This window comes from Cryobacterium sp. Y50 (assembly GCF_002929805.1).
In the GTDB taxonomy this organism is placed as follows: Bacteria; Actinomycetota; Actinomycetes; order Actinomycetales; family Microbacteriaceae; genus Cryobacterium.
This window is the reverse complement of record NZ_PJJM01000097.1, coordinates 13,574-37,182: the sequence shown is the minus strand read 5'-3', so window position 1 is coordinate 37,182 and position 23,609 is coordinate 13,574. Positions and strand designations below refer to the sequence as shown.

Here is a 23,609-nt window from a genome sequence, read left to right as displayed (position 1 = left end):
GTGACGGGGCCGTTTGAACGAGCTCTGGAAGCTAGTCCTTGAGGTGGTAACGCACGCTCGCGAGTTCGGCGCGAAGTGCCGGCGGCACACGGTCGCCGAACTTGTCGAAGTATTCCTCGGTCAGGTCGCACTCGGCGAGCCAGCTCGTCTGATCGATCGCAAACAGCTGGTCGACGGCTTCCTGGGACAGGTCGAGACCGTCGAGGTTGAGGCCGCCTTCGGCCGGGAGCAGGCCGATCGGGGTGTCGATGGCGTCGGCGCTGCCCGTGATGCGGCGAATCATCCACTCGAGAACCCTCGAGTTCTCGCCGAATCCGGGCCAGATGAAGTCGCCATCGGGCCCCTTGCGGAACCAGTTCACTTGGAAGATCGCCGGAGCGTTGGTGCCTAGTTCCTTGCCGACCTTGAGCCAGTGACCCCAGTAGTCGGCCATGTTGTAGCCGCAGAACGGGAGCATCGCGAACGGGTCACGACGCAGCTCACCGACGATACCGTCAGCGGCCGCGGTCTTCTCGGAGGAGATTGTGGCTCCCATGAAAACGCCGTGCTTCCAACTGCGGGCCTGGGCGACCAGCGGAACGTTGGTCGCCCGACGGCCGCCGAAGACGATGGCGTCGATCGGCACACCGCCGGCCGCCTCCCAGTCGTCGGCGATCGACGGGCACTGGGCGGCCGCAACGGTGAAGCGCGAGTTCGGGTGCGCGGCGGTACGACCGGAGTTAGGCGTCCAGTCCTTGCCCTCCCAGTCGATCAGGTGATCCGGAGCCTTGTCGGTGAGGCCTTCCCACCAGACATCTCCGTCGTCGCGCAGGGCGACGTTGGTGAAGATCGTGTTGCCCCACATGGTGGACACGGCGGTCGGATTGGTGGTTTCGCCGGTTCCGGGGGCGACTCCGAAGAAACCGGCTTCCGGGTTGATCGCCCAGAGACGACCGTCTTCGCCCTGGCGCAGCCACGCGATGTCGTCGCCGATGGTCTCGACCTTCCAGCCGGGGATGGTCGGGCGCAGCATCGACAGGTTGGTCTTGCCACAGGCCGAGGGGAACGCGGCAGCAACATGGAACACGCCGCCCTCTGGCGAGATCAGCTTGATCAGCAGCATGTGCTCGGCCAGCCAGCCCTCGTCGCGGCCCATCACCGACGCGATGCGCAGCGCGAAAGACTTTTTGGAGAGCAGGGCGTTTCCGCCATAGCCCGAGCCGTAGGACCAGACCTCGCGGGTGTCGGGGAACTGCACGATGTATTTGTCATCGTTGCAGGGCCATTCCACGTCGGGGCGGGTGATTCCGGATGCGTCGACGAGCGGGTACCCGACGCTGTGCACTGTGTGTACCCACGGGTCGCCGGCTTCGATCATGGTCAGCACGGCCTCGCCCATGCGCGTCATGATGCCCATGTTGAGCACGACGTAGGGGGAATCGGTGATCTCTACGCCGAGCTGCGAGATGGGGCCGCCGAGGGGGCCCATCGAGAATGGAACGATATACATCGTTCGACCGCGCATGCTGCCGGCGAAGACACCGCGCAATTCGGCGCGCATCTTGGCCGGTTCGGCCCAGTTATTGGTGGGGCCGGCATCCGCTTCATCGTTGGAGCAGATGAAGGTGCGATTCTCGACGCGGGCAACGTCCTTCGGGTTGGTGCGGGCGAGAAAGCTGTTGGGGCGCCATTCCGGGTTCAGACGAATGAGCTGGCCGGAGGCGACAAGCAGTTTAGAGAGCTCGTTGGCCTCGCACTTGGAGCCGTCGCACCAGACGATCGCGTCGGGTTCGGTCAGGCGGGCTATCTCGTCGACCCAAGCCTGCAGGTTGGGGTCGGTGCTGCCCGCACGCGTCGGGTATGCCTCCTCGTTGGTCTGGAGGGAAGAGTTGGTGAGAGTCATATGCTGGCCTTTCCGGTCGTCGGGTGTCGAAAAAAGTTGCGAAATGATCAAAAACGTCGGCCTCGTTGCTGTCAGACGTTGTGCGAAACCATAATTTCGTCTTACACACCAAGAATGACCCTGCTTTGACCTTCGAACCTGCACTATTGCTACTTAAGAAATGCAATTCTTTAGATATCGTTAAGGAATGTCGACTCAATCCTCCGATCTGATCATGCTCGGCCACCGCATCCGTCATTTTCGGGGGGAGCGCGGTCTCACCCTCGACCAACTCGGTGAGCTCGTTCACCTCGCCGGCAGTCAGCTGTCGCTGATCGAGAACGGGCGCCGCGAGCCGAAGCTGTCGACCCTGCAGGACCTCGCGACCGCGCTCGCGGTTGACCTGGCCGAGCTGCTGCGCCGGGAAGCGCCGAACAACCGGGCTGCGCTGGAGATCGAACTCGATCGCGCTCAGAAGAACCCGCTCTACGGGGCGCTCGGCCTTCCCGTTGTGAAGGTAACCAAGGGAATGCCGCTGCCCGCCATCGAATCGCTGCTCGGGCTACACCGGGAGCTGTCCCGCCGGGCCAGCGAAGCCATCGCGACACCCGAAGAAGCACGGCGGGCCAATACCGAACTGCGCGAACGGATGCGGGAGCAAGGCAACTATCTGCCGGCCATCGAGGAACTGGTCGAGGAACGGGTTCGCGCGAGCGGCCACGTCTCGGGAGCGCTCACTCACCGCGAGGTGAGCGTTATGGCCGATCAGCTCGGATTCAGTCTTATCTACGTGAACGATCTGCCCAACTCCACCCGCTCGGTGACCGACCTGGCCAATGGGCGCATTTACCTGCCGCCCGCGTCGATTCCCGGCGGGCATGGCCTGCGGTCGATGGCCCTGCAGGCGATGGGGCACCGGCTGCTCGGGCACGAACGGCCGGGCAGCTACGCGCAGTTCCTCTGGCAGCGGCTCGAGATCAACTACTTCGCGGCGGCGTGTTTGATGCCGCGCGAGGCATCCGTCGCCTTTCTGTCGAATGCCAAGCAGGAGCGCGAGCTGTCGGTGGAGGACTTTCGTGACACCTTCGGCGTGACGCACGAGGCTGCGGCGTTGCGACTGACCAATCTCGCCACCTCGCACCTCGACATGACCCTGCATTTTCTGCGCGTCAACGGCGACGGCGCCCTGCAAAAGGGGTACGAGAACGACGACCTGCCGTTTCCTGTGGACGTGACCGGGTCGATCGAGGGCCAGTACGTCTGCAAGCAGTGGAGCGCGCGCAGCGCCTTCACCCACACCAACCGCACCACCGAGTACTACCAGTACACCGACACTCCGGCCGGTACTTTTTGGTCGGCAACCCAGACCGGGTCAACGGATGCCGGTGAGTTCTCGATCAGCGTCGGCGTTCCGTTTGCGCAGGCGAAGTGGTTTCGTGGGAGGGAGACCACGCAGCGCACGGTGTCGCGCTGTCCCGATGAGTCGTGCTGCCGACGGCCGAATTCGGACGCAGCCGCGCGCTGGGCCGGCCGGGCCTGGCCGAGCGCCCGATTGCACGCGCACGTGCTGTCGCCGCTGCCGTCCGGCACATTTCCGGGGGTCGACGACTCCGAGGTATATGCATTTTTGGAGGCGCACGCGGCGGAGTAGCTGCCCGGTGCGGCGGCCAACCGCCCGCGCTGGCGCTGGCGGTTGCTGCAGCGGCGCTCGCGCGCGGTTCACGCACGTGACGCTCGCACGTGGCAGGCCGGCCGTGCGAGCAGGATTCGGCCGTGCGAATGCCCCCACAGCAGATAGTTTGGGATGATCAACACGAGTAATCCAGGAGACCGCATGCGCCTGATCGAGGCCCCGATTCGCCCCGCCTCGCCTACACGGGTGCGCGAGCCCGACCGGGCTCCGCTACGGGTCGGCCTCGTGCAGCATCGCTGGCACGCGAACGACGCGACGTTACACGCGGAGCTGGCCGCGGGCATCCGTTTGGCGGCTGAGGTCGGCGCCCGCGTCGTGTTTCTACCGGAACTGACCCTCAGCAAATACCCCGGCAATGTGCGGGCCGCCGGCCTTCCCAAAGCGGATGCCGAACAGCTCCGGGACGGCCCCACGTTTGCGTTCGCGGCCGAACAGGCGCGGCTGCACAACGTCATCGTGCACGCCTCGCTGTTCGAGCAGCCAGCTTTCACCGATGCCCCAGACGATGTGCGCGGTTACAACACGGCCATTCTGGTGTCGCCGGCCGGCGAACTCCTCGGACGCACCCGCAAAATGCACATCCCGGTAACGGCGGGGTATTACGAGGACACCTACTTTCGGCCGGGACCGGCCGAGAACGCGTACCCGGTCTACGATGTGGCCGGTGCGCGCCTCGGACTACCGACCTGCTGGGACGAGTGGTTTCCTGAAGTCTCCCGGCTATACGGGCTCGGCGGCGCCGAACTTCTGGCTTACCCGACTGCGATCGGGTCGGAACCGCTCTTTCCAAACTTCGACACCCAGCCGATCTGGCAGCAGGTTATCGTGGCCAACGGCATCACGAGCGGACTGTTCATGGTCGTGCCGAACCGGCACGGCAACGAGGGCGACCTCACCTTTTACGGCTCGTCGTTCATCTCCGATCCGTTCGGTCGGGTGCTCGTGCAGGCGCCACGCGGCGAGTCGGTGGCGCTCGTGGCCAACCTCGACCTGACTCAGCGCGAGGAGTGGCTCGCCCTGTTTCCCTTTCTGATGACCCGACGCCCGGACAGCTATGCCGGGCTGGTCGCGCCGGTCGACCCGGCGCATCCGTTTGGATCGGCGACCGTATGACCTGGCGCATGCCGGCCGAAACCGCGCCGCAGGACTGCGTGTGGATGGCGTTTCCGGTGCGCGGTTATACCCTCGGCGACCACGCTGATTCCGCGCACGAGGCCAGGCACACCTGGGCCGCAGTCGCCCACGCCGTGGCCGAATTCGAACCCGTGCGCATGGTCGTCGACCCCGCCGAGCGCGCCGTGGCCAAGCACTATCTGTCGGCCGAAATCGAGGTCCTCGAGGCTCCGCTGAACGACAGCTGGATGCGCGATATCGGCCCGAGTTTCGTGCACGACGAGAAAGGGCAACTCGGCGCCGTCGACTGGACCTTCAATGGCTGGGGTGGCCAGGACTGGGCCACTTGGAATCACGATTCGAGGATCGGCCGTTTCGTAGCGGATGCCGCCGGTGCGACCGTCCTGTCGTCCGCACTCGTCAACGAGGGCGGCGGAATCCACATCGACGGCGCGGGTACGGTACTGGCGACGGAGAGCGTGCAGCTCGATCCCGGGCGCAATCCCGGCACCACGCGCGCCTCGGTCGAAGCCGAGCTACGCCGCACGATCGGTGCGGAGCACGTCGTCTGGCTGCCACGAGGCCTGACCCGCGACCAAGAGCAATTCGGCACCCGCGGGCACATCGACATGGTCGCCGCGCTGCCATCGCCGGGCACGATTTTGCTGCACGCCCAGAACGATCCGGGTCACCCCGACTACCCGCTCACCCGCGAATTTCGTGTCCTGCTGGCCGACGCGCACGACGCGGCCGGGCGATCATTCACGGTCATCGACCTGCCGGGGCCCGCCGTGCTGCGCGACGATGAGGGGTTCGTGGACTACAACTACGTCAATCATCTCGTCGTCAACGGCGGCGTCATCGCGTGCAGCTTCGGCGAGGAACAGGCCGATTCCCTGGCCCGCGACGTGCTCGCGGCCGCCTATCCCGGGCGCCGCGTAGTGTCGGTCGACGCGCGGCCGCTGTTCGCGCGGGGCGGCGGGATCCACTGCATCACGCAGCAGCAGCCGTCACGGCCCGCAGAAGCACCGGCCTGATCAGACCTCGGCCGGTCGACGCCTATTGCGCCACAAACCAAAGATGAGCGGTGCTACGAGCGAAGCCCCGAAGATGAGATACGCCCAACTATCCAGCTGGTTCTGCACGAGCCTGACACCGATAACCAGCAGGCCGATTTGGAACATCCTCCAGACCAGCCCGGGCAGCCTTTGGCGTACCGTCGGTTTCACGACTGTTCGCTGTTCGCCCCGCCGGGCAAGAGATATTCTCGCGGCTTCCAGCAGACCGAGGGCGGTTGAGACAGCGATGAGAACCAGGCCGAGCAGGAGCTCCATCAGCGTTCTCCGTGCGCGCCGACCCGAGCATTATGCCAGAACCGAATAACGTTGAACGGCACCAGAACGGCGATGATCAGCAGCACAAATGCCCACGGGCCGATATCCGCCGTCATGAGGTTCGCACCCCAGATCACCAAGGCAACAGCGCCGATGTTCAGCAGAGTGGATGCCTGCGGCTGGCTCGGCGCCGTGCGCAGCAACGGGATCTGCGCTGCGGGGTTGACCCGCGCGAGCCACACTGCATAGACGATGCCGGAGGTGAACCCGGCCAGAACGAGGATCGTACCGAATATCACTGCCATACCGTGGATCCCCTCAAGAGTCGTTACCTCGACCCTAACCTGCTCGCCCAGCGCGAGCGCTCGACCACTTTCTCATTGGAATGCACCTGCTAGCCCGACAGCATCCGCTTGCCGAACCGGCTCAACCTGCAGTGAGGAACCCTGATAGGCCCGACCCTTGACACCCCGCTCGTGGTCGCGGCCGTTCGCGGCCCCCGGTCATGACCGAGCGGCGACCTCCGCGCCACGGGCTCGATGACGCGTTACTCACTTCGTTGCGCTTTTCGCTCGTAGCCGCGCCCGGAACGGATGTCGAGATCAACTTCACGACGCTGCGCGAGTTGCTTGAGACCGAGGACTCGGCGTTCACTGCTATCGCCACGCGCAGCGCGGCCGGCCAGGTGCTCGTGCGCAAGGGCTACTTGATCGTCCGCGCACCTGGCTCAAAGCCACTGCCGGCGGCAGGGCGGACATGCGCGTGTACGTGGCCGCCCTGCCGGCGATTACAACCGGGTCGACTACTTCGGCTGCATCCGAATAGCGCCATCGAGACGGATAGTTTCCCCATTGAGCATGGGATTCTCAATAATATGCCGAACCAGGAATGCGAACTCCTGCGGGTTTCCGAGCCGGGAGGGATGCGGCACCTGGGCTCCGAGGGAATCCCGCACCGGCTGCGGCAGCCCCTGCAGCATGGGCGTGTCGAAGATGCCGGGGGCGATCGACATCACTCGAATCAGGCTCTGCGCAAATTCACGGGCGAGCGGAAGCGTCATCGCGGCGACGCCGCCCTTGGACGCGGCATAGGCGGCCTGCCCGATTTGCCCGTCAAAGGCGGCGACTGAGGCGGTGTTGACGATGACGCCGCGTTCAGCGTCGCCCTGGCGGCCTGGGTCGCCGACGGGTTCGCTGCGCTGCATTGCGGCGGCGGCCAGCCGCACGACGTTGAAGGTTCCGATCAGGTTGATGCGAATCGCTCGCTCAAAATCTTCGAGCGGCAGCGGCCCGTCGCGGCCGACCGTGCGTGCGCCGGGCGCGATGCCCGCGCAATTGATCACGATGCGGAGCGGCGCAAGGGTCGACGCGGCGTCGACGGCGGCCTGCACGTCGCCGGCGCTCGTCACGTCGCCAGCCACGAATCGGGCCCGGTCGCCGAGCTCGGTGGCAATTGCGTCGCCGGGGGCGCCGGGGAGATCCAACAACACGACGGATGCGCCGGCTTCGTGCAGGGTGCGAACGCAGGCTAGACCGAGGCCGGAGGCGCCTCCGGTAATGAGGGCGGAGCATCCGTTTATCTGCATTAGAACCTCTCTGTCAAGCGTGTGGCGATCGTGAAATCGGGCATCAGAGCCTCTCAATCAGCGTGGCGTTGGCCATTCCGCCGCCCTCGCACATGGTCTGTAAGCCCCAGCGGCCACCGGTCATTTCGAGGTGGTTGAGCAGGGTGCCGAGCAGGCGGGTGCCCGAGGAGCCGAGCGCGTGACCGAGGGCGATGGCGCCGCCTCGCGGATTCAGTCGCTCGGGGTCGGCATCCATCTCACGCAGCCAGGCCAGCGGCACGCTCGCAAACGCCTCATTCACTTCGCAGGCGTCGATGTCATCGATGCCGAGGCCGGCCCGAGAGAGGATGCGCTGGGTCGCCGGAATCACGCCGGCCAGCATGAGCATCGGGTCGCTTCCGACAACGGTGAAGCTGTGGAATCGGGCGCGCGGGTTGAGACCGAGCTGCGCGGCCCGCTTGGCGCTCATGATCAGGGTCGCGGAGGCGCCGTCGGTGAGCGGTGACGAGTTGCCGGCCGTGACGTGCCAGCCAAGCTTCGGAAAGCGGGCAGCGAGCGCGTCGGTGCGAAAGGCAGGGCGCAGTCCGGCGAGCGAGACGTGCGAGGTGTCCGGGCGAATGGTTTCGTCTTCTCGCACGACGCTGCCGTCGGTCCGGGTGACGGCCACGATTTCGCCGGAGAAGTCGCCCCGCTCGGCGGCGGCCGTAGCCAGACGATGCGAGCGCGCGGCGTAGTTGTCTAGAGCGTCGCGGCCGAGGTTCCATTTCTGGTTGATCAGTTCGGCGGAGACGCCCTGATTGACTAGGCCGTCGGGATAGCGCTCGTGCATGAGCGTTCCGAACGTATCCTGCTCGCCGGCGGATGACCCGAGCGGGACCCGGCTCATCGACTCGACGCCGCAGGCGATCACCACGTCGGCGTTGCCGCTCATCACCGCCTGGGCGGCGAAAGTGGCAGCCTGCTGGCTGGAGCCGCACTGGCGATCGATCGTCGTGCCAGGCACGGTGTGCGGAAATCCGGCGCTCAGCAGAGCGGTGCGGGTCACGTTGTTGCCTTGCTCCCCGGCCTGGCTGACACAGCCGCCGATCACGTCATCGATGAGTGCCGGGTCGAGATTGTTGCGGCTGACCAACTCGCGCAGCACCGTGGCCAGGAGATCGGCCGGATGGATGCCGTCCAGGGCTCCACCGGGTTTGCCCCGGCCCGACGGGGTGCGCAAAACGTCGATGATGACAGCTTCATTGCTCATACCCCCAGCCTAGGCCCGCGCGGCTTAGGTGGCAGAGAGCGTTACCCGGACAGCGCCCACATCGCGACAGCACTCGCCGCGGCGACGTTGAGCGAGTCGATGCCGTGCTTCATCGGAATCTGTACGACGCTGTCCGAGGCGGCGAGGGCCTGCGGGGTGAGTCCCTCGCCCTCGGCGCCGAGCAACAGTGCCAAACGTTCGTGGGCGGTGCCGTCGAAGTCGCGCAGGCTGACCGCATCCGGCGTCAGGGCGAGGGCTGCCACGTGAAAGCCGTGCCGGGTAAGCAGGGCGCGGGTCTTCGTCCAGTCGCCGGCGCGGGTCCACGGCACCTGCAGCACCGTGCCCATCGAAACCCGGACGGCGCGACGATAAAACGGGTCGGAACAGCGCGGCGTGACCAAAATGGCATCCGCTCCGATGGCGCCGGCCGAGCGAAAAATGGCTCCGACGTTGGTCGGGTCGGCCACGTTTTCGAGGATAACGATGCGACGCGCACTAGCCAGCAGGCTGTCGGCGCTCGGCAGTTCGGGCCGGTGCATCGAGGCGATCAGGCCGCGGTGCAGAATATAACCGGTCAGTTCGGCGAGCAACTCGCCCGGACCGACGAAGACGGGCACCTCCGCCGCGTAGTCGCAGAGCACCGCGAGCGCCTCGTCGGCCGTGTTACCGAGCGCGAGCACCGACCGTGGCACGTGCCCGGCGCGCAGGGCACGCTCCAAGACCAGGGCCGATTCGGCGATATACAGCCCGTGCTCCGTGCCGCGCGCCTTCTTCAGGGCAACGTCGGTGAGGTGGGCGTAGTCGACCAGTCGCGGGTCGCTCAGGTCGTCGATCGCGATCAGGGGCATCCGCTAATTCTATTCCTTGGCCTCAGGCCCTTCTCTCGCGGTGGTTCCGGTCTTAGCCAAGCGAACAAGAAGCGAGGAATTGCATGGGTTCAGTCTCGTACGTGCTTGCAAATATGCAAATCTCACCTTGTGTATTGCATATTTGCAAGCTCCGTCCCCTGTGCACTTCGGGTGGTGGCTAATTCAGGAAAACCGCCGACGCCGAAACCCGCCGCTCCCGAAAACACTCGGCACGGCGGGTCGGCATGCTCGGATTGCCTGAATTAGCCCCCGAGCAGGGCGGGCTCGTTCAGGGGCGGGGCACGCGTTTGGTCCTTTACGGAACAGGCGTGAGCGTGTACTTCGTCGAGAGGTACTCGTGAATTCCCTCGAGCCCGCCCTCGCGACCGAGGCCGGACTGCTTGACGCCGCCGAACGGTGCGGCCGCGTTCGAGACGACTCCGGTGTTCAGGCCCATCATGCCGGTCTGTATTTTCTCGATCATGCGCTGGCCACGGGCCAGATCGGTAGTGAAGACATAGCTGATCAGGCCGAACTCGGTGTCATTGGCGAGTCGCACGGCTTCCGCTTCATCGGTGAAGGTGCTGATCGCGAGCACCGGCCCGAAGATTTCGTCGCGGAGAATGTCGCTGCCGGCCTTGACGTCGGTGAGCACGGTGGGCGCGTAGAAGGTGCCCTCGCGCTCGATGGCGCTGCCGCCGGTGAGCAGGGTCGCACCGCGAGTGAGTGCATCCTGTACCAGGGAATCAGCCTTCGCGACGGCTTTCGAGTCGATCAGCGGGCCGATGGTGATGCCTTCCTCTGTGCCGCGCCCAACCTGGAACGCTTCAACCCGCGCGGTGACCCGGCGGGCGAATTCGGCAGCGATGGACTCGTGCACGATGAACCGGTTGGCCGCGGTACAGGCCTGGCCGATGTTGCGGAACTTCGCAATGAGGGCACCGTCGACCGCTTTGTCGAGGTCGGCGTCGGCAAAAACGACGAACGGTGCGTTGCCGCCGAGTTCCATCGAAGTGCGCAGCACGTTTTCGGCGGACAGCTTGATGAGCGACTTGCCGACCGCGGTCGAGCCGGTGAAGCTGAGCTTGCGGAGGCGTCGGTCTGCGATGATCGGCTCGGAGACCGCGCCGGACTGCGAGGTCGTGATGACGTTGACGACACCAGCGGGCAGCCCGGCCTCTTCGAGCAGGGCCACGAAGTGCAGGGTGGTCAGCGGCGTGAGCGCGGCCGGCTTGACGACAACGGTGCAACCGGCGGCGAGCGCCGGGGCGATCTTGCGGGTGGCCATGGCGAGCGGAAAGTTCCACGGGGTGATCAGAAAGCAGGGGCCGACCGGCTGCTGCGTGACGATCATGCGGCCGGTGCCTTCGGGGTTAGCGCCATAGCGGCCGCTGATACGCACGGCTTCTTCGCTGAACCAGCGCAGGAATTCGCCGCCGTAGGCGACTTCGCCGAGCGCCTCGGGCAGCGGCTTTCCCATTTCGATGGTCATCAGCAGGGCAAACTCCTGCTTGCGTTCCTGCAACAGGTCGAAAGTTCGACGCAGAATTTCTCCGCGCACGCGGGCCGGGGTGGCGGCCCAGTCGGCCTGCGCGGAGTCGGCGGCGTCTAGGGCGGCGATGCCGTCAGCCACACTCGCGTCGGCGATGGTCTTGATGACGCGGCCGGTGGCCGGATCGGTGACATCGAGGGTGCGCCCGCCGGTGGCGGCGACCCATTTGCCGTTGATATAGAGCTGATTCGGCACGCGAACGAGCAGCTCGGATTCGTTCGTGCCCGTGTCTGTAACAACCGTCATTGGTTCTCCCCTGCTTAGTCTGCCCGTCGATCTGACGGTATTAGCCTAGCTGCGCCCATCGACAGGGCGGCTGGTTACCCGAGAGGACCCGGGCCGGGTGGGAGAATACCAGGGTGTCGATTCCAGAATTCGCGGGACCCAAGGCTGCGCCCACCCACTCACAAACCCTGTCGCGCGGCATCCGCGTGCTGGAAATTCTCGCCGAAACCGACCGACCGATGACGATCGTCGAACTCGCCGCAGCCCTCGACGTACACCGCTCGATCGCCTATCGCATTCTGCGCACCCTGGAAGATCACGGCCTCGTCGTGCGTGACCCGGCCGGACTCGTGCGGCTGGGCCCGCGCATGGCCGCCCTGGCCCGAGGGGTGTCCCGCGATCTGCAGACCGCAGCCCGGCCCGTGCTCACCCACATCGCCAACGAGCTCGGCATGACCGCGTTCGTCACCGTACTCGACCAGGGCGAGGTTGTCACGCTCATGAGCATCGAGCCCCGGCAGGCCCACGCGACGGTCGCACAGCAGCCTGGCACGCGGCATCCGCTGCAGATAGGCGCACCGGGAATCGCCATCCAGTCCGGCCTGAGCGCGGCGCAGTGGGCCGCGCTCGGCCACCCGGAAACTCGCCGCAGCGAGGCCGGGGAGGTCGCTGCGCTCGGCTACGCCTCGAGCCACAATGAAGTCATTCCAGGCTTGTCGTCGATTGCCGTTCCACTGCTCGTGCCCGGGGAATCACCGGCTTCCCTCGCCGTCGTGTATATCTCGAGCCTGCACTCCCCTACCGACATCGGTGCCGTGCTCACCGCGGCCGCCCGCACGATCGTCGCGGAGCTCAGCTAGTCACCGCGCCGGAAGCCCGTTGCACTAGGCGCTTCACGGAGTGAGGACCTGTTCTGCGAAATGGCGAACGAATGCCGCGAGCGCAGCATCCGAGTTACCGCGCCACGCACAGGATCTGCATTCCGACTCGTACAGTCGACCGACGTGGCGAGCGCGCAGTTGCGACACAATGCTCGGCTCGTCGGCGTTGGCGTAGCACTCGGTGTTCTCGGGAGCGCTGGGGTAGCCGTCGGCGGCCCAGCCATCCGTGATGTGGAGATATGCTGCGGCCGCGGCGTCGTAGTTCACGTCCCAGTCATCGGCATCCGCGCCGGAAAAGGTGAGCTCCGTGCCGTAACCGATTCCCGCGCCCAGACAGTCGAACGCATACGGCACGGCTGCCACGGTGAGGTCCAGGGCAGCTCCGGGAATCGCTCCCTGCCGTTCCGGTTCCTCGAACGCCGGCCCGAAGCGCGCGGCCGTCTTCACGACAAAGGCAGCGAACTGCTGCTCCAGCTCGATCGAGGTCAGCGCCGTCGAGGGCTCATCCGGCAGCTCAACATGAATGTCAGCTGGGGATCAGTCGTGACTGCCCAACCGTTGCCGCCGCTCACGGTCGCGCAGAGCTTGCGCGGTGGAAACGTGCTACAGCGCACCGGCACCCGGAAAAACAACAATACTGACCAAAAGGTAGGTAATCGTGAAAAATCCTGCCATACTGCCCCAGTGCCGATTTTGTTCGCACGAGCCACACACTTTGCAGCACCACCCGCCCAGCACCGCAGTGAGATACGAGGGAGTATTCCATGGCTATTACGACCGAGCGCACGCCAACGGCTAGCGCCAAACGCAGTGAGGAACGGCGGGTTCTCGCCGGCACTATGGTGGGCACGACTATCGAGTGGTACGACTTCTTCATTTACGCCCAGGCCGCCGGACTCGTGCTCGCCGGCCTGTTCTTCGCCCCGCTGGCCGGCGAAAACGAACCGCTCGCTCAGCTGATCGCCTGGGCCTCGCTTGGCATCAGCTTTCTGTTTCGCCCACTCGGCGCCATCGTCGCCGGACACCTCGGCGACCGCCTCGGCCGCAAGGCGATGCTCGTCTTCACGCTCGTCATGATGGGCGCCGCCACCTCGCTCATCGGCCTGCTGCCGACCTTCGACCAGATCGGCGTCTGGGCACCGATCCTGCTGATCGTGCTGCGCATCCTGCAGGGCTTCTCCGCCGGCGGAGAGTGGGGCGGCGCGGCACTCATGAGCGTCGAGCACGCACCGATCAAGAAGCGCGGCTTCTTCGGCGCCTACCCGCAGATCGGTGTTCCGGTCGGCCTCATTCTTGCCACCGGCGTCATGATCGCCGTGACCACCTCAATGAGCCAGGAGGCCTTCCTCGTTTGGGGCTGGCGCATCCCGTTCCTCGTTTCTGTGCTGCTCATCGTCGTCGGCTGGGTCATCCGCCGCGCGGTCGCCGAGAGCCCTGTCTTCAAGGAGATGCAAACGCGCAAGAAGGAGTCCGCCGCTCCGATCAAGCAGTTGTTCAAGAACCACTCGCGCCAGGTCATCCTCACCGCACTCATCTTCATCGCCAACAACGCGGCCGGCTACATGCTCATCGCGTTCTTCAGCTCGTACGCGACCAAGCTCCCGGAAGCCGGCGGACTCGGCATGGAGCGTACCCCGGTACTTATCGCGAGTACCGTCGCCGCGGTCTTCTGGCTGGCGTCGACGATGGTGGGCGGCACCCTCTCCGACAAAATCGGCCGTGTGCGCACCTTCCAGCTCGGCTACGCCTTCCTATTTCTCTGGGCGATCCCGATGTTCCTGCTCATCGACACCGGCAACATCGTCTGGTTCTCGATGGCTCTCATCGTGCTGGCGGCTGGGCTCGGCCTCTCTTACGGCCCGCAGGCCGCGCTCTACGCTGAGATGTTCCCGGCCCAGGTGCGCTACTCGGGTGTGTCCATCGGCTACGCCCTCGGCGCGATTCTCGGTGGCGCCTTCGCCCCGCTTATCGCCCAGCTCTTGCTCGATAAGACCGGATCCACCACCTCAATCGGCATCTACCTCATGGGCCTCGCCGCGATTTCCTTCGTCGCGGTCAGCCTCGTAAAGGAGACCCGCGGAATTCCGCTGGGCATCAGCACCCACGAGTAACCAGCTCAGCTTTAGACCGTGCCGCCCGAAAACATCCAGGCGGCACGGTTTTTTCGTGCGACGCTAAAGGCGCGCTGGGCGGCGCAATCGAGCCTCGACATCCGCTTTCAGATCGTATATGGTTTCATATATAACAAGGCACGCAATGACGCGATTGGATACCATGACCCCCGAATCCCTGCCCGATCTGGGCCGGCCCGGCAAAGTGATCGCCGTGCACATCAACTACCCGTCCCGGGCCGCCCAGCGCGGACGCACTCCCGAGCAGCCGTCCTACTTTCTCAAGCCCTCGACCAGCGTCGCGGCCAGTGGTGCCGCCATAGTTCGTCCGAGCGGATGCGAATTGCTCGCCTTCGAAGGCGAAATCGCGCTGGTCATCGGTCGCCGGCTGCGTGGCGTGAGCGTCGAGGAGGGCTGGGCCGGCGTCGCCGGGGTCACTGCCGCGAACGACTTCGGTGTCTACGACCTGCGTTACGCCGACAAGGGCTCCAACCTGCGGTCCAAGGGCGGAGACGGCTTCACCCCGCTCGGCCCGCGGGTCCTTGCAGCCGAGACAGTCGACCCGGCAAACCTGCGGATCCGTACCTGGGTCAATGACGAACTCGTGCAGAGTGATACCACCGCTGACCTGCTCTTTGGCTTCGGCCGCCTCGTCGCCGACCTCTCCCAGCTGATGACGCTCGAGCGTGGCGATGTCATTCTCACCGGAACCCCAGCCGGCGCCTCCGTCGTCGGGCCTGGCGACACGGTCGAGGTCGAGGTCGACGCCCCGACCATGCCCGGCGCGCCGAGCACCGGCCGCCTAATCACCCCGGTTGCCGAGGGCACGACCGCGTTCGGGGCGTTCGGCTCCGGCCCCCGGGTCGACGATCTGCAGCGCGCGGAGGCATGGGGATCCACCGAGAAAGCCGGTCTGGAAGCCCCCTTCATGCTCACCGACGAGCTGAAGGCACGCATCAACAGCGTCGGCACTGCAACCCTGAGCGCCCAGCTTCGCAAACGCGGCCTGAACAACGTGTCGATCGACGGCCTGCACTCTACCCGCCCGAGCGCCCGGCTGGTTGGCCGGGCCCGCACCCTGCGCTTCATTCCCAATCGCGAAGACCTGTTCACCGCGCACGGCACCGGCTACAACGCCCAGAAGCGCGCCTTCGACGGCCTCGGAATCGACGACGTTCTCGTGATCGAAGCCCGCGGAGAAACCGGAACGGGAACGGTCGGAGACATCCTCGCCCTGCGCGCCCAGGTGTGCGGCGCCGCCGGCATCGTCACCGACGGCGGAGTGCGCGACCTCGCCGCGGTCAGCGCCCTCGACATACCCACCTATCACCGCGGCGGCCACCCGGCCGTGCTCGGCCGGCGCCACGTTCCTTGGGACACGAACCTCACGATCGCCTGTGGCGGGGCATCCGTTCAACCCGGCGATGTGATCGTCGGCGACGCCGACGGGCTGCTCGTCATTCCACCGCACCTGATCGACACGCTGGTCACCGACAGCATCGAGCAGGAACGCGAAGAAACCTTCATCGCCGAGACGGTCGGCTCCGGCGAGGCCGTCGACGGCCTCTACCCGATGAACGCGGCTTGGAAGGAGAAGTACCGCGCATGGCTCGCCCGTCGATAATGGATGCCGCCCCGCCGATCATCGGCAAGGCCCAGTTCGCCTATGACTGGCTGAAAACCCGCATCAACGATGGCACCTTCGGCCCCGGTTTTCGACTGGTCCTCGACCAGATCGCACGGGAGACGTCAATGAGTCCCGTTCCCGTGCGAGAAGCGATTCGCAAGCTCGAAGCCGAGGGTCTGGTGACCTTCGCCCGTAACGTCGGAGCGCAGGTCGCGATGCTCGACCCCACCGAATACCAGCACACCATGCAGACCCTGGGACTGGTCGAGGGCGCGGCGACCGCTCTGTCGGCGCCGACGCTGAGCCCGGCAGCGATAGCGCGCGCCCGACAGATCAACGCGAAAATGCGCGACACGCTGCTCCACTTCGACCCGACGAGCTTCACGACGCTCAACCGTGACTTTCACTCCGAGCTGTACAGTACCTGCCCCAACCCGCACATTCTCGACCTCGTGCACCGCGGCTGGAACCGGCTGTCGGTGCTGCGTGAATCCACCTTCGGCTTCGTGCCGGGGCGCGCGGCCGAATCTGTCGCGGAGCACGACCACATTCTCGACCTGATTGAGCAGCACGCCTCCGCTGCAGAAATCGAACACGCGGCCCGCGACCACCGGCTGGCCACCCTAAACGCGTTTCTCTCAACTCGCGCACCTGTTAGTACCTCGAAGGAAGGCATTTCATGAAGTTCCGCAGCAACCCGAGCCAAATTCGCGGATCCATCGCCGCGCTGATGACCCCGTTCACCGCCGACGGCGCCGTCGACCATGCCGGCTTGATCAACCTGGTCAACTGGCAGATCGCCTCGGGCTCGCACGGCATCTCGATCGGCGGCTCGACCGGTGAGCCTAGCTCGCAGACCATCGCCGAGCGCGCCGCTGCGATTCGTTCTGTCCAGGCCGCGATCGACGAACGCGTACACTTCATGGCCGGCACCGGTTCTACCAAGCTCGACGAGACCCTTGAGCTGACCGCCGCTGGGCGTGACGCCGGCATCGACGCCGCGCTCATCATCACGCCGTACTACGCCCGCCCCACCCAGGAGGCGCTCTACGTCTGGTACAAAACGGTCTGCGAAGAGTTTCCCGACCTGCCGATCGTGGCCTACAACGTTCCAAGCCGCACCGCCGTCGACATCGCGCCGGAGACCGTCTACCGACTGTTCCGCGATTTCGACAACTTCGTCGGAGTGAAGGAAACGACCAAGGACTTCGAGCATTTCTCCCGAGTGCTGCACCTGTGCGGCCCCGATCTGCTGGTCTGGAGCGGCCTCGAACTGCTCTGCCTGCCGCTCATGGCCCTCGGCGGCGCCGGTTTCGTCAGCGCCACGAGCAACATCGCGCCGGCTGCCGTCGCGCAGATGTTCGAGGCCTGGGAAGCCGGTGATTTCGCCACCGCCCGCACGATTCACTACGGCCTGCACCCACTCGTCGACCTGCTCTTCGTGGAAACCAACCCGGCGCCGGGCAAGTGGGTCATGGCCGAGCGCGGCCTGATCGAGAGCGGCTTTGTGCGTCCGCCGCTGATCGAACCAACCCCCGGAGGCCTCGCCAAGATGCGCATTTTGATGGATACCGGCTCCGAGTATCTGACATCGACCGCCGGCTTCACCCTGACCGGAGCTTCAAAAAAATGACTCATTACGTGCCCGCCGACCTGCCCACCAGCATCCGTCATTTCATCGGCGGACACTTCGTCGACAGTGTCGGCGGGGAGACCTTCGATGTGCTCGATCCGGTGTCGAACCAGACCTACACCACCGCGGCCGCTGGCCAGCAGGCCGACATCGACCTGGCCGTCGCCGCGGCAAAGGAAGCGTTCGACCACGGACCCTGGCCGCGCATGCTGCCCCGCGCCCGCGCCCGGGTGCTGCACCGCATCGCCGACGCCGTCGAGGCGCAGGATGCCCGGCTCGCCGAACTCGAGACTTTCGACACCGGGCTGCCGATCACGCAGGCGCTCGGCCAGGCGCAGCGCGCGGCCGAGAACTTTCGCTTCTTCGCTGATCTGATCGTGGCGCAGGCGGACGACACCTATCAGGTGCCCGGCCGGCAGATCAACTACGTCAACCGCAAGCCGGTCGGCGTTGCCGGGCTGATCACCCCGTGGAACACCCCGTTCATGCTCGAAAGCTGGAAGCTCGCGCCTGCGCTCGCCTCCGGCTGCACCGTTGTGCTGAAACCGGCCGAATTCACGCCGCTGTCGGCGAGCCTGTGGGCCGAGATCTTTCGCACCGCCGGGGTTCCCGACGGCGTGTTCAACCTGGTCAACGGCATCGGTGAGGAGGCCGGTGATGCGCTGGTCAAGCATCCGAATGTGCCGCTCATCTCGTTCACCGGCGAGACCACGACCGGCCAGACCATCTACCGCAACTGCGCCGCCAATCTCAAGGGCATGTCGATGGAACTCGGCGGCAAGTCACCCGCCGTGGTCTTCGCCGACGCCGACCTCGACGCGGCGATCGACTCGACCCTGTTCGGCGTGTTTTCGCTCAACGGCGAGCGCTGCACAGCGTCGAGCCGCATCCTGGTGGAACGATCGATTTACGATGACTTCTGCGCCCGTTACGCCGCCCGAGCAGCGAGCATCGTGGTCGGCGACCCGCACGACCCGAAAACCGAGGTCGGCGCGCTCGTGCACCCCGAGCACTACGCGAAGGTGATGAGCTACGTCGAAATCGGCAAGTCCGAGGGGCGGCTGCTCGCTGGCGGCGGCCGCCCGGCCGGACTGCCGGAGGGCAACTACGTCTCCCCCACCGTCTTCGCCGACGTCGCCCCGACCGCCCGCATCTTTCAGGAGGAGATCTTCGGCCCGGTCGTGGCCATCACCCCCTTCGAAACGGATGCCGAAGCGCTTGCCCTGGCAAACGGGGTCAAGTACGGGTTGGCCGCCTACATCTGGACCACCGACCTGACCCGCGCCCACAACTTCGCGCAGTCGGTCGATGCCGGCATGGTCTGGCTGAACTCGCACAACGTACGGGATCTGCGCACCCCGTTCGGCGGAGTCAAGGCCTCCGGTCTCGGCCACGAAGGCGGCTACCGTTCGATCGACTTCTACACCGACTCGCAGGCCGTGCACATCACCCTCGCCCCCGTGCACACCCCCCGCTTCGGAGCCCATTAGCCCCGCCCCACCTGTGCACCGGGCCTGGGCCCGGAACGTGGGCCCAGTTGAGATGCTGGGTCCACGTTCATAGGGTTGGCCCGGCCGCACCACCCAGGACAAACGCTGGCCGTCGCGAGAACCAGCCCTGCGCATCCGTTTAACTCAACGAGGAGAACCCCATGACCAAACCGATCCCCGCCTCCACCACCACCACCACCACCACCACCACCGCCCCGCCCGACATTCTCCGCTGCGCCTACATGGACATCGTCGTGACCGACCTGGCCAAGTCGCGTGAGTTCTACGTCGACGTTCTCGGCCTCGTCGTCACCGAGGAGAACGACACCGAGATCTACCTGCGCAGCTTCGAGGAGTTCATCCACCACAACCTCGTACTGCGCCAGGGGCCGGTGGCCGCTGTTGCCGCGATGGCCTTTCGGGTGCGCAGCCCCGAAGACGTCGACCTGGCCGAGGCCTGGTACCAGCAGCTTGGCTGCCGCACCGAACGTCGCACCGAGGGCTTCGTCACGGGCATCGGCGACAGCGTGCGCGTCGAAGACCCGCTCGGCTTTCCCTACGAGTTTTTCTACTCCACCACCCACGTTGAGCGCCTCGCCTGGCGTTACGATCTGCAAGGGCCGGGCGCGCTCGTGCGCCTCGACCACTTCAATCAGGTCACCCCCGATGTGGGCCGGGGCCGCAAATACCTCGAGGACCTGGGTTTTCGGGTCACCGAAGACATACAGGACTCCGACGGCGTTACCTACGCAGCCTGGATGCGGCGCAAGGACACCGTGCACGACACCGCCCTCACTGGTGGAAACGGACCGCGCATGCACCACATCGCATTCTCGACCCACGAGAAGCACAACATCATCTACATCTGCGACAAGCTCGGCGCGCTGCGCAAAAGCGACCTGATCGAGCGCGGCCCGGGCCGCCACGGCGTCTCGAACGCGTTCTACCTTTACCTACGCGATCCAGACGGCCACCGCGTCGAGATCTACACGCAGGACTACTACACCGGCGACCCTGACAACCCGGTCGTGACCTGGGACGTGCACGACAACCAGCGCCGCGACTGGTGGGGCAACCCCGTCGTGCCCAGCTGGTACACGGATGCCTCGCTCGTGCTCGACCTCGACGGCAACCCGCAGCCCGTGATCGAGCGCACCGAATCGAGCGAAATGGCCGTGACCGTCGGAGCCGACGGCTTCTCGTACACCCGCCAAGACGACGAGCTGACCGGCTTCAAGCTCGGCACCACCCTCTAAATCGGACCGGGCCCTGGCCCGGTCCGCCCAGATGTCCCCAGATCAGCACTGTGGCGAATTCAGGATAGGCATCATGGCCGGGACGATACCGCCGCATATTTCCGTGGACCGGATGCACCTATCCGTTTTCTTTACCTGATTTAGCCCCCGACACCAGAATGGGCCCCGTCGAGGACGAGGGCCCATTCTGACTGTTGCCCTAGAACGGGTACGGTGCAATCTCAGCGCGTACCGTGAGCCACTGAGTCTCGGTGAACGCTTCAATGTTGGCCTGGGCACCGCCGAAGCGAGAACCCGTGCCCGAAGACCCCACTCCGCCGAACGGGGCACTGGCCTCGTCGGCAACGGTCTGCTCGTTGATGTGCACGATGCCGCTGGGAATGGCATCGGCCAGTTGCATGGCCAGACCGACATCGCCGAGAATGCCGAGCGAGAGCCCATATTCCGTGCTGGAGGCCAAAGCAATGGCCTCCTCAATCGTCGAGAACGTCACGACCGGTGCAACCGGCCCAAAGATCTCATCGGTCCAGGCACGCATTTCAGTCGTCACATTCGACAGCACTGTCGGCCGGTAGAACAAGCCGTCGTGCGTGCCGCCGGCCGAGAGGGTGGCGCCAGCGGCGACCGTGTCATCGACGATCGATTGGATGCGTTCCACCTGCCCCGCATCGATGATCGGGCCGAGCGCAACCTGGCCGCTCGCCGGGTCGCCGACGGGGAGGTGCGAGGCTTTCTCCGACAACAGGGCGATGTACTCGTCGTGCAGCGATTCGTGCACGATGTGACGCCCGGTCGTCATGCAGACCTGCCCCTGATGCAGAAAAGACCCGAACGCTCCGGCTGACGCGGCGAGCGCCAGGTCAGCGCCGGGCAGCACGATGAGGGCATTGTTGCCACCGAGCTCGAGGTGGGTGCGCTTAAGGTGGCGAGCACCGAGTTCGCCGACTTTGCGGCCGGCCGCGGTAGATCCGGTGAAGGAGACGATGCGCACCTCGGGGGCCGACACCACTGCCTCGCCGACGTCAGCGGAGCCCTGCACCAACTGAAGTACCCCGTCGGGCAGACCGGCCTCCTGAAAAATGCGCATCAGGGCGACACCGCCGCACACTGCCGTGCGGGGGTCGGGCTTGAGCAGCACGGCGTTGCCGAGTGCGATGGCCGGCGCGACCGATCGAATCGACAGGATCAAGGGAAAGTTGAAGGGTGCGATGACGCTGACGACGCCGGCGGCGTGACGCCGCGCGAAACTCCAGTGCTTTTCGTTCGTGGCCAGCACGTCGCCCAACGGATGATTTGGCAGGCCCGCTGCCTCAAAACATTCCGCGGCGGCGGCGTGGGTTTCAAGCTGGGCTTTGGCCAGAATCGCCCCTGATTCTCGAATGATCCAGCCCTGAATCTCTTCGGCGTGCCTCTCCCACAGGTCGCCGGCTCGGCGCAACACGGCGGCACGTTCTTCGGGTGGGCGGGCCGCCCAGTCTTTCTGCGCGATAGCTGCGGCTGCGGATGCCCGCAGCACGTCCCCGACGGATGCCACCCCCACCGACCCCAGCGCCTCGCCCGAACCGGGGGCGACGACCGGGCGGCTTCCGCCGCCACCGGCCACCCATCCGTTGACGAAGATTCTGTCCCTCCACAGCGCATCGTCCAGAATCAGTGTGCTGTCTACTGTCACGGTGCTGTCCACCAGGGTCATGTCTCCTCCTTGAGAGCGTGCGTAGTATCGAGGCCGTGTTGCAGCGCGGGCCGATCTCGTGCTCTCGACCCTACCCCCTGATTTGACATCGGGATTCGCGCGAACACTGGTGCGCGTAGCGCTGAAGACGCGGGTCTGAGCGTTCAAATGCTCAGGCCAGAAACTCCAGTGCGGCCTGCTTGAACTCACGCGCACTCAGCGCGTTCAGGTGGGTGCGACCCGGCAGTTCGAGGTACTGCGCGCCGCGTTCGGCCGCCAGAGCAGCCACCCCGGCAGGAATCGAGTCGGCCCCACCGGCCACAAACAGCTGCGGGATGCCCACGGGCACATCGAGCGTGCAGCCCGCGACCCCCTGCACGCACGCCAACAGCGCCTCCCGGTCGGCACCGGCGACTAGTGCCGGGCGGAGCACCCCGGCAATAGTCGGATCCGTGGGCAGCGCGCCCGAAACAACAAACCGGTTGACCTCGTCAAGATCCCAGGTGTCGAACAGCTCGAGCGGGCCGGCCCCGCCCAGCACGAGCCGCCGCACCCGTTCGGGCGCCAGCCTGGCCATGGCGGCCACGACCCGCGATCCCAAGGAGTAGCCGATCACGTCGACCCGCTCCAGTTCGAGGGTGTCGAGCACGGCCACGAGGTCGGCGGCCAGCTGACGCGGAGCATAGTCGGCGGCGCGATGCGGCTTGTCACTCTGGCCGTGGCCGCGCAGGTCGGGCGTGATCGCTCCGCGCCCGACCTCGGCGAGCGCTTGCACCCAGCCAGATTCGGCCCAGGTTACGGCGGCGGTCGACGCAAATCCATGCACGAGCAGCGCCGGTCGCTCCCCCTGCGTGGCCTCGAAGGCAATGCGTACCCCGTCGAGACGACGAGCGAACCGGGTCATTCGACCACGTCGCCAGCGGCGAACACCGCACCGGCGTGCGCCATCTCAGCGAGGGCGGTCGCGGTCGATTCCGCGGCGACCCCGGCGACCAGATCGGTCAGTACCCGCACGTGCTGGCCGTGCTCGAGCGCGTCGAGGCTGGAAGCTCGCACACAGTAGTCGGTGGCGAGGCCGACTACGTCGATCTCGGTCACCCCGTGCTCGGTCAGCAGCGACCCCACAGTCTGCCCGGCCTCGGTGGTGCCCTCGAAGATGGAGTACGCCGGCTTGCCCTGGCCCTTACGAATGTGAAATGTCACGGCATCCGTTGTGAGAGCCTGGTGATATTCGGCGCCCGCAGTGCCGGCCACGCAGTGCACCGGCCAGGTTGTGACGTAATCAGGTGCGGCATCACGGGCGAAGTGGCCACCATTGTCATTGCCGATATCGTGCCAGTCGCGCGACGCGAAGACGTATTTATACGTAAGCGGATGCTGCGCCAGCAGCGCGCTCACGCCCGCAGCGACGGCCGCACCGCCGTCAACGCCCAGCGCACCACCCTCGGTAAAGTCATTCTGAACGTCAATGATGAACAGGGCGCGGGTCACGATGTCTCC

Annotated in this window: 21 protein-coding genes; 10 read left to right on the top strand and 11 right to left on the bottom strand. The window is 65.7% G+C overall.

All coding sequences use genetic code 11. From position 1 onward, the window contains the following. Positions 1–31: 31 nt before the first annotated feature. The gene (locus tag CXY73_RS13890) at positions 32–1,882 is read right to left on the bottom strand and encodes a phosphoenolpyruvate carboxykinase (GTP) (RefSeq protein ID WP_104178050.1); all 1,851 of its coding nucleotides are present in this window, start codon (positions 1,880–1,882) and stop codon (positions 32–34) included. 187 nt (positions 1,883–2,069) lie between these two features. On the opposite strand from CXY73_RS13890, the gene CXY73_RS13885 reads away from it, so the two are divergent. The 3 genes from CXY73_RS13885 (at position 2,070) to CXY73_RS13875 (ending at position 5,704) form a co-directional block, all read left to right on the top strand. Further along, complete coding sequence (locus CXY73_RS13885; protein ID WP_104137979.1) at positions 2,070–3,512, top strand: helix-turn-helix domain-containing protein; 1,443 nt, start codon at positions 2,070–2,072, stop codon at positions 3,510–3,512. Between the two features lie 183 nt (positions 3,513–3,695). Continuing rightward, on the top strand, positions 3,696–4,667 hold the full coding sequence (locus tag CXY73_RS13880) for a nitrilase-related carbon-nitrogen hydrolase (protein WP_104178049.1): 972 nt from the start codon (positions 3,696–3,698) through the stop codon (positions 4,665–4,667). Beyond that, complete coding sequence (locus CXY73_RS13875) at positions 4,664–5,704, top strand: agmatine/peptidylarginine deiminase (protein ID WP_104178048.1); 1,041 nt, start codon at positions 4,664–4,666, stop codon at positions 5,702–5,704. Before CXY73_RS13880 ends, CXY73_RS13875 begins: the two co-directional genes overlap by 4 nt. Here CXY73_RS13875 and CXY73_RS13870 read toward each other — a convergent pair whose 3' ends face one another. From CXY73_RS13870 to CXY73_RS13845, 6 genes are all read right to left on the bottom strand, one after another. Continuing rightward, the gene (locus tag CXY73_RS13870) at positions 5,705–6,001 is read right to left on the bottom strand and encodes a hypothetical protein (protein ID WP_104137985.1); all 297 of its coding nucleotides are present in this window, start codon (positions 5,999–6,001) and stop codon (positions 5,705–5,707) included. Continuing rightward, positions 6,001–6,306 (bottom strand): hypothetical protein, encoded by a 306-nt coding sequence (locus tag CXY73_RS13865; protein WP_104178047.1) that lies wholly within the window; start codon positions 6,304–6,306, stop codon positions 6,001–6,003. The genes CXY73_RS13870 and CXY73_RS13865 overlap by 1 nt, the downstream gene beginning before the upstream one ends. 497 nt (positions 6,307–6,803) lie before the next feature. Continuing rightward, the gene (locus tag CXY73_RS13860; protein WP_104137992.1) at positions 6,804–7,586 is read right to left on the bottom strand and encodes a 3-hydroxyacyl-CoA dehydrogenase; all 783 of its coding nucleotides are present in this window, start codon (positions 7,584–7,586) and stop codon (positions 6,804–6,806) included. A gap of 43 nt (positions 7,587–7,629) precedes the next feature. After that, positions 7,630–8,814, bottom strand: a complete 1,185-nt coding sequence (locus tag CXY73_RS13855; RefSeq protein WP_104178046.1) for a thiolase family protein — start codon at positions 8,812–8,814, stop codon at positions 7,630–7,632. 41 nt (positions 8,815–8,855) lie between these two features. Next, positions 8,856–9,662 carry an RNA methyltransferase gene (locus CXY73_RS13850; protein WP_104137998.1) on the bottom strand — a complete coding sequence of 269 codons (807 nt, stop codon included), beginning with the start codon at positions 9,660–9,662 and terminating at the stop codon, positions 8,856–8,858. A gap of 316 nt (positions 9,663–9,978) precedes the next feature. Further along, positions 9,979–11,460: an NAD-dependent succinate-semialdehyde dehydrogenase gene (locus CXY73_RS13845; RefSeq protein ID WP_104138001.1), complete on the bottom strand. Its 1,482-nt coding sequence runs from the start codon at positions 11,458–11,460 to the stop codon at positions 9,979–9,981. A 113-nt stretch (positions 11,461–11,573) separates the two neighbouring features. Here CXY73_RS13845 and CXY73_RS13840 point away from each other — a divergent pair, with 113 nt between their 5' ends. After that, positions 11,574–12,299, top strand: coding sequence for an IclR family transcriptional regulator (locus CXY73_RS13840; RefSeq protein WP_104138004.1), 726 nt, complete (start codon positions 11,574–11,576; stop codon positions 12,297–12,299). A gap of 33 nt (positions 12,300–12,332) precedes the next feature. Here CXY73_RS13840 and CXY73_RS13835 read toward each other — a convergent pair whose 3' ends face one another. Further along, positions 12,333–12,767, bottom strand: a complete 435-nt coding sequence (locus CXY73_RS13835) for a hypothetical protein (protein WP_104178045.1) — start codon at positions 12,765–12,767, stop codon at positions 12,333–12,335. 317 nt (positions 12,768–13,084) lie between these two features. Here CXY73_RS13835 and CXY73_RS13830 point away from each other — a divergent pair, with 317 nt between their 5' ends. From CXY73_RS13830 to hpaD, 6 genes are all read left to right on the top strand, one after another. After that, positions 13,085–14,431 (top strand): MFS transporter, encoded by a 1,347-nt coding sequence (locus CXY73_RS13830; RefSeq protein WP_104178044.1) that lies wholly within the window; start codon positions 13,085–13,087, stop codon positions 14,429–14,431. A gap of 145 nt (positions 14,432–14,576) precedes the next feature. Next, positions 14,577–16,055, top strand: a complete 1,479-nt coding sequence (locus CXY73_RS13825; protein WP_199185383.1) for a fumarylacetoacetate hydrolase family protein — start codon at positions 14,577–14,579, stop codon at positions 16,053–16,055. Further along, positions 16,037–16,741, top strand: a complete 705-nt coding sequence (locus CXY73_RS13820; protein ID WP_104178043.1) for a GntR family transcriptional regulator — start codon at positions 16,037–16,039, stop codon at positions 16,739–16,741. The genes CXY73_RS13825 and CXY73_RS13820 overlap by 19 nt, the downstream gene beginning before the upstream one ends. Continuing rightward, on the top strand, positions 16,738–17,691 hold the full coding sequence (gene dapA / locus CXY73_RS13815; RefSeq protein ID WP_104138016.1) for a 4-hydroxy-tetrahydrodipicolinate synthase: 954 nt from the start codon (positions 16,738–16,740) through the stop codon (positions 17,689–17,691). The genes CXY73_RS13820 and dapA overlap by 4 nt, the downstream gene beginning before the upstream one ends. Beyond that, complete coding sequence (gene hpaE, locus CXY73_RS13810; protein WP_104138019.1) at positions 17,688–19,181, top strand: 5-carboxymethyl-2-hydroxymuconate semialdehyde dehydrogenase; 1,494 nt, start codon at positions 17,688–17,690, stop codon at positions 19,179–19,181. The genes dapA and hpaE overlap by 4 nt, the downstream gene beginning before the upstream one ends. 161 nt (positions 19,182–19,342) lie before the next feature. Further along, positions 19,343–20,437 carry a 3,4-dihydroxyphenylacetate 2,3-dioxygenase gene (gene hpaD, locus CXY73_RS13805; protein ID WP_104178042.1) on the top strand — a complete coding sequence of 365 codons (1,095 nt, stop codon included), beginning with the start codon at positions 19,343–19,345 and terminating at the stop codon, positions 20,435–20,437. A 199-nt stretch (positions 20,438–20,636) separates the two neighbouring features. Here the strand turns inward: hpaD and CXY73_RS13800 are convergent, their stop codons facing one another. From CXY73_RS13800 to CXY73_RS13790, 3 genes are all read right to left on the bottom strand, one after another. Continuing rightward, complete coding sequence (locus CXY73_RS13800; RefSeq protein WP_104138025.1) at positions 20,637–22,130, bottom strand: benzaldehyde dehydrogenase; 1,494 nt, start codon at positions 22,128–22,130, stop codon at positions 20,637–20,639. Between the two features lie 151 nt (positions 22,131–22,281). Beyond that, complete coding sequence (locus tag CXY73_RS13795; RefSeq protein ID WP_104138030.1) at positions 22,282–23,013, bottom strand: alpha/beta fold hydrolase; 732 nt, start codon at positions 23,011–23,013, stop codon at positions 22,282–22,284. Further along, the gene (locus tag CXY73_RS13790) at positions 23,010–23,600 is read right to left on the bottom strand and encodes an isochorismatase family protein (protein ID WP_104138033.1); all 591 of its coding nucleotides are present in this window, start codon (positions 23,598–23,600) and stop codon (positions 23,010–23,012) included. The genes CXY73_RS13795 and CXY73_RS13790 overlap by 4 nt, the downstream gene beginning before the upstream one ends. Positions 23,601–23,609 lie beyond the last annotated feature (9 nt).

Bases quoted from the DNA above. Each gene is read 5' to 3' on its own strand.
- CXY73_RS13890 (WP_104178050.1), bottom strand. From the start codon at position 1,882: ATGACTCTCACCAACTCTTCCCTCCAGACCAACGAGGAGGCATACCCG.
- CXY73_RS13885 (WP_104137979.1), top strand. From the start codon at position 2,070: ATGTCGACTCAATCCTCCGATCTGATCATGCTCGGCCACCGCATCCGT.
- CXY73_RS13880 (WP_104178049.1), top strand. From the start codon at position 3,696: ATGCGCCTGATCGAGGCCCCGATTCGCCCCGCCTCGCCTACACGGGTG.
- CXY73_RS13875 (WP_104178048.1), top strand. From the start codon at position 4,664: ATGACCTGGCGCATGCCGGCCGAAACCGCGCCGCAGGACTGCGTGTGG.
- CXY73_RS13870 (WP_104137985.1), bottom strand. From the start codon at position 6,001: ATGGAGCTCCTGCTCGGCCTGGTTCTCATCGCTGTCTCAACCGCCCTC.
- CXY73_RS13865 (WP_104178047.1), bottom strand. From the start codon at position 6,306: ATGGCAGTGATATTCGGTACGATCCTCGTTCTGGCCGGGTTCACCTCC.
- CXY73_RS13860 (WP_104137992.1), bottom strand. From the start codon at position 7,586: ATGCAGATAAACGGATGCTCCGCCCTCATTACCGGAGGCGCCTCCGGC.
- CXY73_RS13855 (WP_104178046.1), bottom strand. From the start codon at position 8,814: ATGAGCAATGAAGCTGTCATCATCGACGTTTTGCGCACCCCGTCGGGC.
- CXY73_RS13850 (WP_104137998.1), bottom strand. From the start codon at position 9,662: ATGCCCCTGATCGCGATCGACGACCTGAGCGACCCGCGACTGGTCGAC.
- CXY73_RS13845 (WP_104138001.1), bottom strand. From the start codon at position 11,460: ATGACGGTTGTTACAGACACGGGCACGAACGAATCCGAGCTGCTCGTT.
- CXY73_RS13830 (WP_104178044.1), top strand. From the start codon at position 13,085: ATGGCTATTACGACCGAGCGCACGCCAACGGCTAGCGCCAAACGCAGT.
- CXY73_RS13825 (WP_199185383.1), top strand. From the start codon at position 14,577: ATGACGCGATTGGATACCATGACCCCCGAATCCCTGCCCGATCTGGGC.
- CXY73_RS13820 (WP_104178043.1), top strand. From the start codon at position 16,037: ATGGCTCGCCCGTCGATAATGGATGCCGCCCCGCCGATCATCGGCAAG.
- dapA (WP_104138016.1), top strand. From the start codon at position 16,738: ATGAAGTTCCGCAGCAACCCGAGCCAAATTCGCGGATCCATCGCCGCG.
- hpaE (WP_104138019.1), top strand. From the start codon at position 17,688: ATGACTCATTACGTGCCCGCCGACCTGCCCACCAGCATCCGTCATTTC.
- hpaD (WP_104178042.1), top strand. From the start codon at position 19,343: ATGACCAAACCGATCCCCGCCTCCACCACCACCACCACCACCACCACC.
- CXY73_RS13800 (WP_104138025.1), bottom strand. From the start codon at position 22,130: ATGACCCTGGTGGACAGCACCGTGACAGTAGACAGCACACTGATTCTG.
- CXY73_RS13795 (WP_104138030.1), bottom strand. From the start codon at position 23,013: ATGACCCGGTTCGCTCGTCGTCTCGACGGGGTACGCATTGCCTTCGAG.